We start from the raw sequence: 14,530 nt of genomic DNA, 5'->3' as shown, positions 1-14,530 counted from the left end.
GGGTCCTAAAGAACTTCTATTTCAGAATTTGATCCGGCGTATAGACCTGGCCGTCTTTAATAACCAGATCAATGGAACGGGTATTCTGAATCCTGGCTAAGGGATTGGCATGGAGGATAACCATATCGGCAAGCTTGCCTGCTTCCAGGGAACCCAATTCCTGGGATCGTCCCATGAGTTCGGCTCCATGAATCGTAGCAGCCGTCAAAATCTGCTGGTTAGAGAGTCCGGCCTCTGCCATCAATTCCAACTCTCTAAATATGGCCGGTCCATGAAGGGTTCCTATATTTCCGGCATCGGTACCGACTGCCAGGGTGACTCCAGCATCTTGAAGTAATTTCAGGTTTTTTAAGGGAATGGGGTTGGGGAAAATGGGTTTTGGATTCCTTATTCTGCTTAAAATATGTGGGGGAATATCCTCTGGAGGCAATTTTCCAAGGTCAAAGAGGGTTGAGAGGATATAGGGATTGGCTATTTCCCGTTCAGGGGTTGTCAGTCGAATTTGCTGGCTCAGAACCTCACGATACCGCTGAGAAACCATCAGAGTCGATGTGTAGATGACATGATTCTCCTTGAGAAGTTGAATAAATTCACGGTCAACGATCTCATCATCCACACTATGGGCCAGAATATCTGCACCTGCTTTTACAGCTACCCGGGCCGTTTCCAGCTCGGTGGCGTGAACAACTACCCGAATTCCATGATGGTGGCTTTCTTCTATAATTGTCTGAATCAAAGAAAAATAACGCTCCGGTTTATGACCCGGAAGGAGGATAAACCAGATTTTGATTAAGTCGGGTTGCCATTCTGCCTGGCGCCGTACCAGGGCCCGGGCTTCTTCAGGAGAATTTACTTTAATAACAGGAGGATCCTCGGTCGTCAGTTCTTCAGGTTGGTAGGTAGAAATCAAAGGACCTGCTACGGCTACACGAGGGGTCAAAGCGGTTCTTTGGGCCAGCTCGCGTACCTTGAAATTCCAAAGGGGTCCTCCTACATCGACCACCGAAGTAACTCCACATCTCAAATACCGTGCAAAGGTGTCCGTCAAATGGGCTTTAATCCAGGATAACTCTTCTTGGTAAGGTCGATACTTTCTGAGATCCAGAATATCCGGGCGGGTATAAAGCCCTCCCGATTGAAAAAAATGTACATGGGCATCTACTAACCCTGGAATAATCCACTTTCCTTTAGCGTTTATGATCTGTGCATCCTGTGGAATCGGGATTTCCTTTAATTTCCCCACTTTTATAATCTTGTTTCCTTCTATTAAAACAACCGAGTCCTCCAGGGGATCTGTTCCATCTGTCTGGATAAGAGTTCCGCCCACAATGGCTTTCATAGAAGGTTGTGCAGATAAAACCGGCATAATAAAAAATAAAATGAAAAAGATCACGAGATGAGGTTTCATAAAAAATCTCTATTTTAATTTATTACAAAACTAAAATTTATCTAAAAATACTACCTTGTAAAGTTAAATTTGAATAACCGTTCTGCCCTCGCCCCCGGCCCCTCTTCCGAAGCTTCGGGAGAAGGGCGTACTTGGGAAATTGGTCCGGAAATCCGCCGGCCCCCCTCCCCAGCGTGGGAGAGGAATCGGAGGCATACGCGCAGAAGGTTAGCCCCAGCGGAGCACGACCCGTAGATAGCCCCTGGCGGGGCTTTTTACCCTTAACCTGGCCCATAAGGGGAAGGGAGGATGAGGCATGCGGTGTTTCCACGTAGAAATAGTATTAAATAAAGAAATACCGGCCAGGGAATATTATTTGATTGGTCAGGAAAGTAGAAAAAAGGACCTTTAAGGTAGAGAAATAAATCCAAGGAACGGGGCCGACGGGGCTCGAACCCGCGACCTCCGGCGTGACAGGCCGGCGTTCTAACCAACTGAACTACGACCCCGATTCGGAAGGATAAAAGGGGAAGATCTTAGACTTTAACTAATCCTGTCTGCATGAGATAAACTAGTTCTTCTAAATTTTATTGTCAAGGGCCTTCCGTGAAAAATTATCTTGCTTACTCAGCAGGGAAAGCTTCGATAGAATTCGCTTTTTTGAACCAGGTAGAATTCGGAGGGTCCTTTATAAAAAGATCCTCCACTTACCTCCATCCCTTCATTATACCATAGCCTTCCTCCTTCCTGTCGGGTTACCTCCAGAAAGCGTTGGGTTCTCAGTACCGGCCGGGTAACTTTTTCGCAGGTATCTGTATCGATTTAGTAGGCGGAAAAAGTGACCCCTATTAAAGGGTTACAGTTACTTTTCACAGGCCATTTCTTGACTTTTACGTTAGGTTATATTATAACTCCAAAAGATGGTAAGTGTCCTTTGAGGACCTTTATTTATTTTTAGGGACGACACCAAATTTGTTTGAATAATTCGCGCTTTGCTGTCTTGACCGGGGCGAAGTAATCATCCAAATTTGGTAGGACAGATATGAAAAAGTATCCAAAGGTGTTTTCTGTCTTGGTGGGAATTTCTGCTCTCTGGTTACTTTTATCCTCTCCGGCTTCAGGGGCTCAAGCTGAACCGAAGTATGGAGGAATTCTTAATGCTTCCCACATTGCAGACATTCCCAGTCTAAGCATCCACGAAGAAGCAACGGCTTCTACCGTATGGCCCATGATGCCCTGCTATAATAACCTGGTACTCTTTGATCCATTGAAAAAACAAGAGAGTATGGAGACTATCATTGGAGAACTGGCCGAGAGCTGGGAGTGGCAGGATGAGGGAAAGAGTTTGGTTTTTCATCTACGAAAAGGGGTCAAGTGGCACGACGGCCAGCCTTTCAGCTCCAAAGATGTAAAGTATACCTTTGACCTGGTTCGTCAGGCTCCCGGCATGACGGTCAAATTACGGGTAAATCCCCGTAAACTCTGGTATGATAATGTAGAAGCTATCGATGCTCCTGATGAAGCTACAGTTATTTTCCGCCTGAAACGACCCCAACCCTCGCTCTTGATGATGCTGGCCTCAGGATACTCTCCTGTTTATCCCGCCCATATCCCCCCTGCCCAACTTCGCACCAAATGTGTAGGAACCGGTCCCTTCAAAATGAAAGAACATCGTCCGGGCGAGGTGTTGGAGTTGGAGAAAAATCCCGATTACTTTATTCCGGGACGTCCCTACCTGGACGGTATTCGTTATATCATGATCAAGGATCGGGCCACCCGCACAGCCGCCCTACAAGCCGGACAGGTCGATATTGCTTTTCCCTTTGATACCACAAAAACCATTGCCGAGACCTTGAAGAAGACCAATCCGGATATGGTTATCGTGGAGACCAGTCAAAACGTTAATGAGAACATCTTGATTAATTTTGAGAAACCTCCCTTTGATAACCCAAAGTTGCGATTAGCCATTAACCTGGCCATGGATCGTAGAGCTTATGTTCAGGCTGTATATCAGGGAGGAGGGGTTATAGGCGGAGCGATGCTCCCTAAACCTTATGGAGTTTGGGGACTTCCGGAAGAAGAGCTGGTTAAACTGCCGGGCTATGGAGATCCGGTCAAACAGAAGGAGGAAGCGAAAAAAATCCTGGCCGAACTGGGATATGGCCCGGATAATCCCTTAAAAGTCGTCTTATCTACACGGGCCACGGCGAGTTATTTAGACCCGGCTAACTTTGTCATTGATCAGCTCAAACAAGTAGGAATCGAAGCAACTTTGGAACAGGTGGAGACGGGAGTCTGGCATCCGAAAGTTACACGGAGGGAGTATACCCTTGCTGCCAATCGAACCGGTATTGGTCCCGATGATCCCGATGCCAACTACTTTGAAAACTACAAATGCGGTTCGCCCCGTAATTATTCGGGTTATTGCAACAAAGAAATCGATGAATTGATTGAGAAGCAATCTCAAACCCTCGATTTCGCCGAACGTCTCAAACTGGTCCAGGAGATCGATAAAAAACTCCAGATAGACGGGGCCAGACCTATCCTGGGTTGGGCTCTCGATTACTTTGCCATGTGGCCGTATGTTAAAAACTTAGTGCCGCATCAAAGTGTTTATAACTACGGTCGGATGCAGGAGGTCTGGTTAGATAAATAAGGACAGGTGTTTTCAGGGTGGAATAATTACATTTTTCCTTGACCCGGGTCTAGAGTTTATAGGAGATTTTTTAATAAGTTATTACCCTTTGTGAGGATTAATTCCGGAGGTTACTACCAGATCACCCTGTCGGAGCTTTTAATCCTGATTCTGACGTGTAGGGGGCTACAAAGGCTGATTCGAGCGTAAGATGTCCCATTTAGAGTAAGCAACTATGCGAGTCTATCTTTTACAAAGGCTTTTGATCGGATTCATTACCCTATTCGGGATGTCTATTGTCATATTCGTATTGTTACGCCTAGCACCGGGAAATATTGTAGATATTATTTTTGCTTCGGCAGGATATGTAGACCCGGAAGATAAAAAAGCCCTGGTTCATGAGTTAGGGTTTGATAAGCCTCTTATCAGCCAGTATGGAAGCTGGATTGTTCATCTCTTTCAAGGAGATTTGGGAAAGTCCTATCATTACGATGTTCCTGCCTGGGAGATTATCAAACCCAGGATTCCGGTTACCGTAGAATTGGGTATTTTATCCATCCTGGTTGCCATTGCCCTGGGGGTCCCTTCAGGGGTCATCAGTGCCGTTCGACAGGATACCTGGTTGGACTATACTTTTCGTATTTTCAGTCTGGCAGGCCTTTCGATGCCTGCTTTCTGGCTGGGAATGCTCATTATTCTTCTGTTGGTGCGAAATCTGGGTTGGGTTCCTTCCCTGCTCTATATCTCCCCCTTTGAAAATTTTAAGGATCATCTTCTTCAATTTCTCTTTCCGGCATTGGCCGTAGGCTATCGAAGTTCTGCCTTGATCATGCGGATTACACGCTCCGCCTTATTGGAGGTCCTGCGAGAAGATTATGTCCGTACCGCCCGGGCCAAAGGGCAACGTGAGATCCTGGTGATTTTTCGACATGCTCTGAAAAATGCCATTCTCCCGGTTATTACCGTTATCGGTATCGAGTTCGCTTTCCTCATCGGAGGATTGGTGGTAACCGAAACGGTCTTTAATCTGCCCGGAGTGGCCCGCTTTTTAGTAGAGGCTATTTTAAGTCGAGATTATCCCATTGTACAGAACCTGGTGATGTTTATCGCCGTGATCGTGGTACTCTCCAATCTGGTTGTAGACTTCCTCTATGCCTGGCTCGACCCCCGGATACGGTATGCAGGCTCATAGATAATGCGATACTTTACCTTTGATTATTTTATTCATCCACGAAGCATGGGGGCGTATGGGTGTAGATTCTCCCATACCCCCATACCCCCATACGCCCCCATGCTTCGTGGATGAATATTTAAAGGAAGTCACAGAGAGATTATGGACCCTTCATCCCTAACCCGCCGTCAATTCATTAAAAAAATAACCCATGCAGCCGTTGGCCTGTCCGGCTTTTCCATCTTCCGACCTCCTCGGGTTCATGCGGCAACCCCCGAGCTGAGTATACTGACCTTAAATCATTTTGTTCCGGCTTCCGATGAAAAATTAAAAGAACAGGCTGCCGCATTTGCTAAAGAACACGGCGTCATCGTCCGGGTAGATACCATGCCCCATTTGCAAATCCCACGTAAATTAGCGGCAGAGATCCATGCTCAGGCCGGGCATGATATCATCTGGCTACTTGGGGAGTCGGCCTGGCTTTACCATGAACATTTAACCGATGTGGATGCCGTGGTTGCCCGCATGGAAGAAGATCAAGGAATGTTTTATCCTTTCATCAAGGAGAGTCTCTACGTGAAGGGATCCTGGAAAGCGGTTCCCTGGTGTTGGCTAACCCGACCCAGCCTATATCGGGAAGATCTCTTTGCAGAGGCCGGTCTTCCGGCCCCCGATAGCTGGGAAGATATTTTAACTGCCGGGCGCATCCTGAAACCGAAAGGACATCCGGTAGGAATTGCCATCAGTCAGTGTAATGATGCTTATAACGCCTTCTGGTCTATTCTTTGGGGGTTTGGGGGTAAAGTCCTGGAGTCGGATGGAAAAACCATCGCCCTGAGTTCTGCCGAAACCAGGAGGACCCTCGAGTATTACGAAAATCTATATCGAGAAGGGATGGAGCCGGAAGTCCTTTCGTGGGATGATGCCAGTAATAATCGATTCCTCCTCTCAGGGAAAGGCTCATGGACCCAGAATCCCATCAGTGCTTATCTGACTGCAGTAGAAAAGAAAATGGAAGTGGCCGATAAAATCGGCATTTATTCAACTCCGGCCGGGCCTGCCGGAAGGCATAGTGCCGTTGGGATTTACAGCCTCGGCATCTGGAAATTTTCAAAAAATCAAGAACTGGCTCAAACTTTTCTGGCTTATCTTATGCAGCCGGAAAACTATAATGCGTGGATCGAAGCAGGGGGTGGCTTTAACCATGGTCCTTCCCGCAGATATGAAAATCATCCCATCTGGACCCAAAATCCCAGGTTCAGGATTCTCCCCGGAGAGGCCCGATTTGGTCATGCCCTGGGATGGCCTTCTCCTCCAAACCCTTATATCCAGCGAATTAACGATCTCTTCATTTTGCCCAACATGGTGGCCAAGGTGGTAACCGGTTCTTCCTATGATCAGGCCATTACATGGGCCGAGGGACAGATTAAAAGAATTTTAGAAAGTTAATACCATGAAAGAAGGAAAGTGGCTACAAATACTTCGCCGGGCCGGGCGATTTTTACGAAGGAAACCCTTAGGGGCTGCAGGAGGAATCATCGTATTTCTTCTGGTTTTTACGGCTGCCTTTGCCGATTTCCTGGCTACCAAGGATCCAACGCGAACCCATCCGGCCCAAACCCTGGTCCCTCCCAACCGAACTTTTTGGCTAGGAACGGATAATCTGGGAAGAGATGTCTACAGCCGGATTGTTTATGGAAGCCAGCTTTCCTTACTGGTGGGATTGGGCTCTACCTTGTTGGGTTCGGTCATTGGAGGTATCGTAGGACTCCTGAGTGGCTATCTGGGAGGAAAAGTAGATCTGATTAGTCAACGATTTCTTGACATTATGCAGGGGCTTCCCCTTCTTGTTCTGGCTTTGGTGATGTCTGCGGCTCTGGGTCCTTCGGTGTGGAATGTCATCCTGGCCATCTCGGTTCCCCTTATCCCTCGTGCTGCGCGGGTCATCCGGGCCAGTACCCTGACCATCCGGGAGATGGCTTACGTTGAGGCGGCAAGGGCCCTTGGAAGCAAAGAGGGTCGTATCGCTTTCCGCCATATCCTGCCCAATACCCTGGGACCTTTTATCGTACTGACCACGGCCCAACTGGGAAGTGCCATCTTAGTGGAAGCCTCCTTGAGTTTCCTGGGAATGGGAGTGCCGGAACCCTATCCCTCCTGGGGACGCATGCTCTCCGTTTCCGCGGCTGAATATGCCCAGAAGGCTCCCTGGCTGGTTATCTTTCCCGGACTGGCTATCAGCCTGGCCGTTTTTGGCTTTAACTTATTGGGAGATGCCCTTCGGGATCTCCTGGATCCTAAACTACGCAAGCAATAGGGAAGCTCTTTGTTATGGATTTTATTTATTCACCAAGGGCCACGAAGAATTACTCGGTACCTTGTTTCATAATTACTGCCCTGGGTTTTAAAGGCTGTGGAATGTAACGCGAGTGGAGGAATATTTAAAAGCTGCAAAAGTATAGTAAAAAATAAGTGAAGAGAATCTGTAACAAACTGGCTTCAAGGGCTGGAACTCCAGGTCTTGATCAGTTTTTATATCCTGATCGCTTATCTATTTAATAGATGGACAGCAATAGCCGGCACATTCGGGTTTCTCTTTATAGTCAGTAACCATGCTCCCTCCTGGGCTTCTGTTACCTATTTACCATGACTGTTCCCAGGAAATTTTGTTCAATCAAGGTTTTATTTTACACTTGCAGTTTATAAGAGAGCCTTATATGCAGAAAAGTACTGATGGTGTCTCGCAGTTGGGATCCTGTTAGGTGTTACCTTTTTGGGTCATACTGCTTCCGCTTTAATCTTCGGTTTTATTATTGGAATTTTTACCCTGCAAACCATCATCCTATCAAAGAGAGCGTCCTATCCTCTCTTTTTCCTCTTTATCGAATGATGATTAACTTTGGAGTTATTCTAATTTCGGCTCCCCTCGTCAGTCAGTCTTTCTATATAAAGAATTTACAACTGATAAAACGAGTATCTACCGGGTTAAAGGGTGTTCAAGAGATTCATAAAAGTTCTGATACTGCCAAGAAACCTTGATTTTTTCATCGGGTAAAATAAAAAAAAGGAATCTTTGAAACTCAGGGTTTTAATTGATTTCAGATTCTCAGAAGAGAAGGGATATGACTTCAACATTTTCTGGAGGTTTTGTAACTAATAACTTTCCAAACTCTGGGTAAACTTCTTGCCAGTAAGTAACAATGTCAGCATCAGATTTGACGAATCGAATATCATAATCGGTCCCAACTTTGTGCCTCATGACCCAAAATTTTGCCGCAAGCCCTGGATATTCATTTTTACCCACAAAGGCATTTATGGGTTCGCTACGGTTATAGAAATAAAGAACTTTATCTATACCTTTTGAGCGCACAAGGAAAATAAAATCCTCATTAATTCCATGAACCATCGTACAGAGCGTAGTCATAATACTGGTTTTTACGATACCCGTATTGGCTAAAAAACTAGACGTAAATAAGACGATAACCCCACCTGTTATGATTCTTTTTGATACTTTCTTATTAATCAAAACTAAACGCAATTGTTCTATGAATAAAGCCAGAGATATAGCTATGAGTAAGGACGGAAAATAATGGTATCTATCATAAGCTGACAAAGCTTTTGATGTTGCTTCTATATTAAAACCGGAAAAATTCATCTGCATGGTGGTTCTTCCCACATGGATTAGGAAATAAAAACAGGTCATGGCCACAAATAAAACGATCATTCTAAATTGGATGATTCGGCTAGAAGGAAGAATCCAAATACCGATAAGAAATGCACAAATAATTACAATACCGGCTAAAATGCTATGCTCAGGAAATCCCAATAAGCCGGCCCATCCGTTCGAAACTAAATAGAGGAATACTTGCGGAAAATAGGTAAGAATTAATTTACCATCCATCAAGCCGGAAAGATGATTTAGGTAGGTTTCTGTCAGGGCTATGGTAGAAGTAGGGATCAGAGGAAATAAAGCCCATGAAATTTTCTCATAGTCAGGTCTCAAACTCCAGACCAGAGGAAATACTAAAATTGCAGATATATAATTTGAAATAAAAAAAATCGGCGAAAGAGCCAGTCCAAGTCCCAAAACATAATATTTTAAGGAGACCGTATCAGAGTCAAAAGCTTTCATCGCGGCAAGCAGAGCCAGAAGAAAGAATAAAACTGAAAAGGTAATACCTCCAAAAGCTGCGAACCACTCTAATCCTCTGAAAAATACAGCACTTGTAGCCCATAATCCTGAGAAAGAAATGGCAAGGAGCTCATGAATGTTCATTTTTCTCAAAATCCAATAGAGAAGAATTGAATTTATGGAATGAATGACTAAAAGCGTTTCAAAGAAAGAACGACTATTGTACCCAAACAGTTTATAAAGTCCCAGGACTTCTAACTTGAAAAGAGGGTAAAAATGCCCTCCCAGGGAGGCAGAGAGATACTCGATGAGATTCATCCAGTGTAAATCAAAGAGATAAATATAGTCATCCATTCCAAAACAGCCGTTCAAAACATAAGAATACCTAAAAAATACTAAGCCGGGTAATATAAGAGAGGGAAGATAGGATAAAAATGAGGAATTGCCTACGCCATTCCGTTCGCTATGAACATCCTCTCGACTCTTCCCAATTTCAGGAAAAAGTTGTAGATATACTTTATAAGGGAAGATCCGTTTATACATCAGAAAGCCGATAAAATAAACGAAAATCCCTAACCAGGTCAATTTCAGGAATAACAGGAAATACTTTAACTTCTGACCAGCTTTATAATCACGATAATGAGTAAATTGAGAGAGTAAGAGGTAGGAAGGGAGTCTCTTCAGGTTTTGATTCCATGGTGCCCAGGAAAGGTCCATTCCATAAGACCCTCCAGCTTGAAAATATCGAACCTTAATAGGATAAATGCCTGCCTTTAAGTAAATTTGACCTTTCGCCTCTTCTAATTTATGGATTCCTCCATTATCTACCACCAGTTGATCATTTATATAAACTGAAGAGCCATCATCCGAAGTAGTTGCAAAGGTGTACCTTCCAGATTTCTCTATGACCAGATATCCCTGCCACTCTATACTAAACTGATTAGTATGAGCGGCTAATTCCTTTTTTCGTTTTGTTAAAAGGGAAGGAGAAATTTCTAAGTCCAGTTTGACGAACGCAGGTTGGCCTTGCCAGGAAGGATTAGGATAATAATAGCCTTTTAAACCGTGGGGAGGGTTAAACCTCTTGGTTAAGATATAACCTAGAACGGTTGCAACAAAGAGCAAAAGAAGGAAAATAATTTTTAATCTTTTAATCCACATTTTATATGGAAATAAACAGTCAGAGAATTATAATGAATAAATCTCACTTTATTAACAATGAGATGTGTTATTATCAAAAATTCAAACTGTACCTAAAGAAGAGATATATATGCTAACCAGTTTTGAAGCACTCAGGGTAAACATTTACTACCATGTCGTGGTAAAAACATTCTGGAAATGGTGGACTACCCCATCATAGCAACCGTTTTCGGTATGACCAAAATATATCCGGTGAAGATCATCTGGATGCGGAAATCCACCTCCAATTACATAATTATCCGGATCTAAAACAGCTACAGTAACCACTGGCCAACTCCATACGATGCCATCATAGCTGAACAGATAATCAATATTAGACCCGAAATTGTTAGCAAACATGTGGTAATAACCTGCTGATGAATCATACTTTACCTTAAAAGTTGAATAAAGAGCTGGGGCGGTCCATATTGTATTTACAGTACCTATTGTAGTACCATTTGATCCTAAATCAACCCTTTGAACGTAACCTCTGTTTGTGGATGCACCCTGGTTGATCATCCCATAAAGATATATAGTATTACCTACTCTAGTTGCTGATGGCAACCATGCATGAGGAATTAATTGCGCTGGTGGGGACCAATTATTGACGCCATTCGGTGATATTGAATAATATATGGCATCGCCATAATTTGAAGAACATGTAGTCTGCTGAGCTCTGTAACCAGTCATGTACATAATATATTGTCCATCTGAGGGACGTTGGACAATTGTTGGATCATTCAAAATAAGACTAGGATTAGTTGTTTGTGGACCAAAAATCATCTGCCTATTGATTAAACTAGTACAATAAGGATTAGTACACTGGGCTATGTAAATTGCATCTCCATATAATGGAGTTGCTTGTAGGTCACTATGAAAACCACCCACAAATAAATAATATGTACTGTTTATTTTTAATAAAAATGGTGAGTATAAACTATTTCCATGAGTGATTTTGGTTTGATATGGGCTTCCAAAGTTGCAGGCATGGGCAAAAGCACGCTTTTCATCTAAAATTTGATATCCAATAATAGTTGATAATCCTATAATAGCTAATAATAGCTAAAATTAAAGATAATTTTCTCAAATGAAAAAGATCTAACCCATCACTAAACCTTAACCCGTCATAATTTTTAAACTCATAAACAACAAATCTATGAAAGTCATCGAAGAGAGAGCTATCCAAGATAACCAAATAGAAGAGGAAGAAGGTTGGGCCGTCACTGAATTTGCCGATGCGGATCTTCAGGATGCCCAACGTACCAAGCGGTTGATAGAGATTGCTACCGTTGTTGCTGACAAGTCTGGAACTTCGTTTCCTGAAGCCTGTGGGCAGTAAAGCCATGAGGAAAGCAACCTATCGACTTTTCGACCATGAGGCCATCGACCCCAACAACATCGAGGATTCACCACATAGTGGCTACAAGCCGTCGAATAAAGACAGTGCCCGTGGGGTTGGCTGTACAGGATACTACAGGGTTTAACGGGACTCCTCATCCGGCCACGGTGGGTCTGGGGTCTTTGTCTGGGAGTCATCCCCAAGGCTCATGGCCCATACGACGCTGGCCATGACACCGGAGCGGGTAGCCTTGGGGATTCTGGCCCAAGAGGTTCGGGCCCGGGATCCCAATGAGAAGGGTAAGAAAAGGACTCGTAAAACTCGACCTATAGAGGAAAAGGAAAGCCACAAAGGGTTGAGGAGTCTTTGTGCCGTCATCGAGATCAGCCAAGAGCATCTCGAGGGAGATTTCGTCAGCGTAGGGGATCGAGAAGTAGATGGGTACGACTTGTTCTTGGTGGAGCGCCCAGATAATACGGATTTGTTGGTTCGGGCCGCGTGGGATCGCCGGGTAGACCATTCTGAGAAATATCTTTGAGCCAGTGTGAAAGCCAAACCTCTGGCAGCTTGGGTGGGGATAGAAGTGCCACGACGTGGCAGACAACCGGCAAGAGCTGCTCCTTATACCCTGGGACCTTTTATCGTACTGACCACGGCCCAACTGGGAAGTGCCATCTTAGTGGAAGCCTCCTTGAGTTTCCTGGGAATGGGAGTGCCGGAACCCTATCCCTCCTGGGGACGCATGCTCTCCGTTTCCGCGGTTGAATATGCCCAGAAGGCTCCCTGGCTGGTTATCTTTCCCGGACTGGCTATCAGCCTGGCCGTTTTTGGCTTTAACTTATTGGGAGATGCCCTTCGGGATCTCCTGGATCCTAAACTACGCAGACAGTAGTAAAAAGAAAGCTTCTTTAGATCCCATGGATTAATAGTTAAAATGGGTTAATAGTTAAAAATGAAGGCGATTCACCATGTGAGAAACCGGTGGATTCTTTCCCTGTTAGGCCTTTCTGTTATTTTCTTAGGAATACACAAACTTGACCAATCCCTAACCCTTTCCCATGGATTGATAGGGAAGTATTATGCAAATCCCTATTGGTCTGGGAATCCCCAGTATGTAACCCTTGATTCAGAAATCTCCAGTGAACTTCTAAAAGATCGTGGGGAGAAATTTCCGGAAAATCGATTCAGTGTTGAGTGGAATGGGTTCATAGCTATAGAAAAATCTGGGAAATATACCTTTATACTTATATATTAACGATGGGGGTATTTTATCGCTCAGCGGGGGTATTTTATCGCTCAGCGAAACCCTTTTTGATTCCGGTTCTGCTGACCACTCTGTTTTATATCACCTCTCTTCTTTACCTTTCTCATCCGAGAAATCCATCCAAAGAAATTATCTCATTTCTCTAGGTTTTTCTATTGGGTTGTTGGATGAGCCTGCTAGATAGGCAAGGTTTTTTCTATACCCTGTTTGTGTTAGCTGGCTTAGCCCTCTATTACCTTCTACGAAGGAGCCAATCCGACTTGTATCGGGCACTTCTACTTCTCTCAGCTACTTTTTGTTCTGTCTGTGCAATGATCGCTTACAACCTTTATTTGGGACCCTGGATCATTCAGTCTATCAATGGATACCGCCCGGACTTTTCCTATTAAAAAATAGAACCCATTTTCCTGACGAATCTTAACTTTTACCTGGCCGCTTCAGAGATACTTATACAAAGTGTCCATATCCTGACGGGTAGCTTTCTTTTGTGGATTTATGGGCTCCTCAGAGTTTTGATCCTCATCTGGAAGTTCTGGCCTATTTTTGGCTCTTTTCTTCCCTTTAAAAGGACCCATATAGGCTATCAACCCATTGTATCTACTTTTGGAAGGCGGATTGATTATTTAAGCTTGCTTCTGGGTTGTTTTGGGGTAGGTTCTCACATTATCCTGTTTGCTCTCATGATCATGAGGTATGCCCCGGTCTATTTCTGGCCCGATCCCAGACTCTGGTACTATCCTTTACCGTTTCAGGCTGTTTTAGTTTTCAGCCTTTTGCTACTCTTAAACAGATTCATGCCTGCTTTGAATAGCAGGCAGGTGGCGTTTTTGAATTTTTTCCTCTTTGTTATAATCCTGAGTAACATATTCCATTGGGTAAGTTATCGAAATGTAATGCTTTCTACCCCCTGGTTCTATAAAGTTTATGACCAGTCCTCTCATCTTAAGCAATCTCTCCAGGACGGAAAAGCCTACAACCTTAAAGATGCTTACAGGCTCTTTTATCAATATTATGTTCATAGGTTTCCTTCTCTTAAATCCAGGGCTTACCTGAAAATAAAAGAAAACGATGGGGATTATTACAGTGAAATGTTCACTGAAAGGGCCTTTGTCTGGCCTCAGAAAACGACCTTTCTGGAAGTAAACGTTAAAGAGGGAGGTCTTTATAAGATCCGGGTTACTTTTTTGGTACTTCCAGATGCTGAACCCGGCATTGTTTCTCCGTATGTCAATGATCAAATATTAGGTACTTTTGAGGTCCCCCAGACCATTTCCATTGCTCTCAAAGAATTTACGCTTGTACTGGCTCTTCCGGGGGGTGAGGCAGGGATCAGGCTTAAATCCGAGTTATCCGAAAAGGAAGGGGGTCTAGGTCTCCACGCCGGGGGGTAGCCTTTGGAATGTTTTTCCTGCTTGAAGCAGAA

Annotated in this window: 12 protein-coding genes and 1 tRNA gene; 9 read left to right on the top strand and 4 right to left on the bottom strand. The window is 44.2% G+C overall.

The genetic code is table 11. The features are described 5' to 3' along the window. Positions 1–16 precede the first annotated feature (16 nt). Positions 17–1,408 carry an amidohydrolase family protein gene (locus VNM22_12245; protein ID HWP47925.1) on the bottom strand — a complete coding sequence of 464 codons (1,392 nt, stop codon included), beginning with the start codon at positions 1,406–1,408 and terminating at the stop codon, positions 17–19. A 414-nt stretch (positions 1,409–1,822) separates the two neighbouring features. After that, positions 1,823–1,896 (bottom strand) — tRNA-Asp (locus VNM22_12240). A gap of 533 nt (positions 1,897–2,429) precedes the next feature. Between VNM22_12240 and VNM22_12235 the strand changes: the two genes are divergently transcribed. The 4 genes from VNM22_12235 (at position 2,430) to VNM22_12220 (ending at position 7,510) form a co-directional block, all read left to right on the top strand. Then, on the top strand, positions 2,430–4,043 hold the full coding sequence (locus VNM22_12235) for an ABC transporter substrate-binding protein (GenBank protein HWP47924.1): 1,614 nt from the start codon (positions 2,430–2,432) through the stop codon (positions 4,041–4,043). A gap of 214 nt (positions 4,044–4,257) precedes the next feature. Then, the gene (locus VNM22_12230) at positions 4,258–5,214 is read left to right on the top strand and encodes an ABC transporter permease (GenBank protein ID HWP47923.1); all 957 of its coding nucleotides are present in this window, start codon (positions 4,258–4,260) and stop codon (positions 5,212–5,214) included. A 141-nt stretch (positions 5,215–5,355) separates the two neighbouring features. Continuing rightward, positions 5,356–6,642 (top strand): extracellular solute-binding protein, encoded by a 1,287-nt coding sequence (locus tag VNM22_12225; GenBank protein HWP47922.1) that lies wholly within the window; start codon positions 5,356–5,358, stop codon positions 6,640–6,642. Positions 6,643–6,646: 4 nt separating this feature from the next. Then, positions 6,647–7,510, top strand: coding sequence for an ABC transporter permease (locus tag VNM22_12220; protein HWP47921.1), 864 nt, complete (start codon positions 6,647–6,649; stop codon positions 7,508–7,510). A gap of 789 nt (positions 7,511–8,299) precedes the next feature. Here VNM22_12220 and VNM22_12215 read toward each other — a convergent pair. After that, positions 8,300–10,486 (bottom strand): PA14 domain-containing protein, encoded by a 2,187-nt coding sequence (locus VNM22_12215; protein HWP47920.1) that lies wholly within the window; start codon positions 10,484–10,486, stop codon positions 8,300–8,302. Positions 10,487–10,633: 147 nt separating this feature from the next. Next, positions 10,634–10,864 (bottom strand): hypothetical protein, encoded by a 231-nt coding sequence (locus VNM22_12210; protein HWP47919.1) that lies wholly within the window; start codon positions 10,862–10,864, stop codon positions 10,634–10,636. Between the two features lie 796 nt (positions 10,865–11,660). On the opposite strand from VNM22_12210, the gene VNM22_12205 reads away from it, so the two are divergent. The 5 genes from VNM22_12205 to VNM22_12185 all read left to right on the top strand — a co-directional run bounded on the left by VNM22_12205 (position 11,661) and on the right by VNM22_12185 (position 14,498). Beyond that, a complete protein-coding gene (locus tag VNM22_12205; protein ID HWP47918.1) occupies positions 11,661–11,843 on the top strand; it encodes a transposase DNA-binding-containing protein in 183 nt (60 codons plus the stop codon). Between the two features lie 208 nt (positions 11,844–12,051). Then, a complete protein-coding gene (locus VNM22_12200) occupies positions 12,052–12,381 on the top strand; it encodes a hypothetical protein (GenBank protein ID HWP47917.1) in 330 nt (109 codons plus the stop codon). Between the two features lie 6 nt (positions 12,382–12,387). Then, positions 12,388–12,735 carry an ABC transporter permease subunit gene (locus VNM22_12195; protein ID HWP47916.1) on the top strand — a complete coding sequence of 116 codons (348 nt, stop codon included), beginning with the start codon at positions 12,388–12,390 and terminating at the stop codon, positions 12,733–12,735. A 60-nt stretch (positions 12,736–12,795) separates the two neighbouring features. Then, entirely contained in the window at positions 12,796–13,098 is a 303-nt protein-coding gene (locus tag VNM22_12190; protein HWP47915.1) for a PA14 domain-containing protein, read from the top strand. Between the two features lie 521 nt (positions 13,099–13,619). Beyond that, positions 13,620–14,498 carry a hypothetical protein gene (locus VNM22_12185; GenBank protein ID HWP47914.1) on the top strand — a complete coding sequence of 293 codons (879 nt, stop codon included), beginning with the start codon at positions 13,620–13,622 and terminating at the stop codon, positions 14,496–14,498. The last annotated feature ends 32 nt before the right edge of the window (positions 14,499–14,530 follow it).

The sequence above is a fragment of the Candidatus Limnocylindrales bacterium genome (assembly GCA_035559535.1).
Taxonomy (GTDB): domain Bacteria; phylum Moduliflexota; class Moduliflexia; order Moduliflexales; family JAUQPW01; genus JAUQPW01.
The sequence above is the reverse complement of the archived record's forward strand: the minus strand, read 5'-3'. Positions and strand labels throughout refer to the sequence as shown.

Coding starts and splice junctions, on each gene's coding strand:
- VNM22_12245 (HWP47925.1), bottom strand. CDS start 1,408: ATGAAACCTCATCTCGTGATCTTTTTCATTTTATTTTTTATTATGCCG.
- VNM22_12235 (HWP47924.1), top strand. CDS start 2,430: ATGAAAAAGTATCCAAAGGTGTTTTCTGTCTTGGTGGGAATTTCTGCT.
- VNM22_12230 (HWP47923.1), top strand. CDS start 4,258: ATGCGAGTCTATCTTTTACAAAGGCTTTTGATCGGATTCATTACCCTA.
- VNM22_12225 (HWP47922.1), top strand. CDS start 5,356: ATGGACCCTTCATCCCTAACCCGCCGTCAATTCATTAAAAAAATAACC.
- VNM22_12220 (HWP47921.1), top strand. CDS start 6,647: ATGAAAGAAGGAAAGTGGCTACAAATACTTCGCCGGGCCGGGCGATTT.
- VNM22_12215 (HWP47920.1), bottom strand. CDS start 10,486: ATGTGGATTAAAAGATTAAAAATTATTTTCCTTCTTTTGCTCTTTGTT.
- VNM22_12210 (HWP47919.1), bottom strand. CDS start 10,864: ATGTTTGCTAACAATTTCGGGTCTAATATTGATTATCTGTTCAGCTAT.
- VNM22_12205 (HWP47918.1), top strand. CDS start 11,661: ATGAAAGTCATCGAAGAGAGAGCTATCCAAGATAACCAAATAGAAGAG.
- VNM22_12200 (HWP47917.1), top strand. CDS start 12,052: ATGGCCCATACGACGCTGGCCATGACACCGGAGCGGGTAGCCTTGGGG.
- VNM22_12190 (HWP47915.1), top strand. CDS start 12,796: ATGAAGGCGATTCACCATGTGAGAAACCGGTGGATTCTTTCCCTGTTA.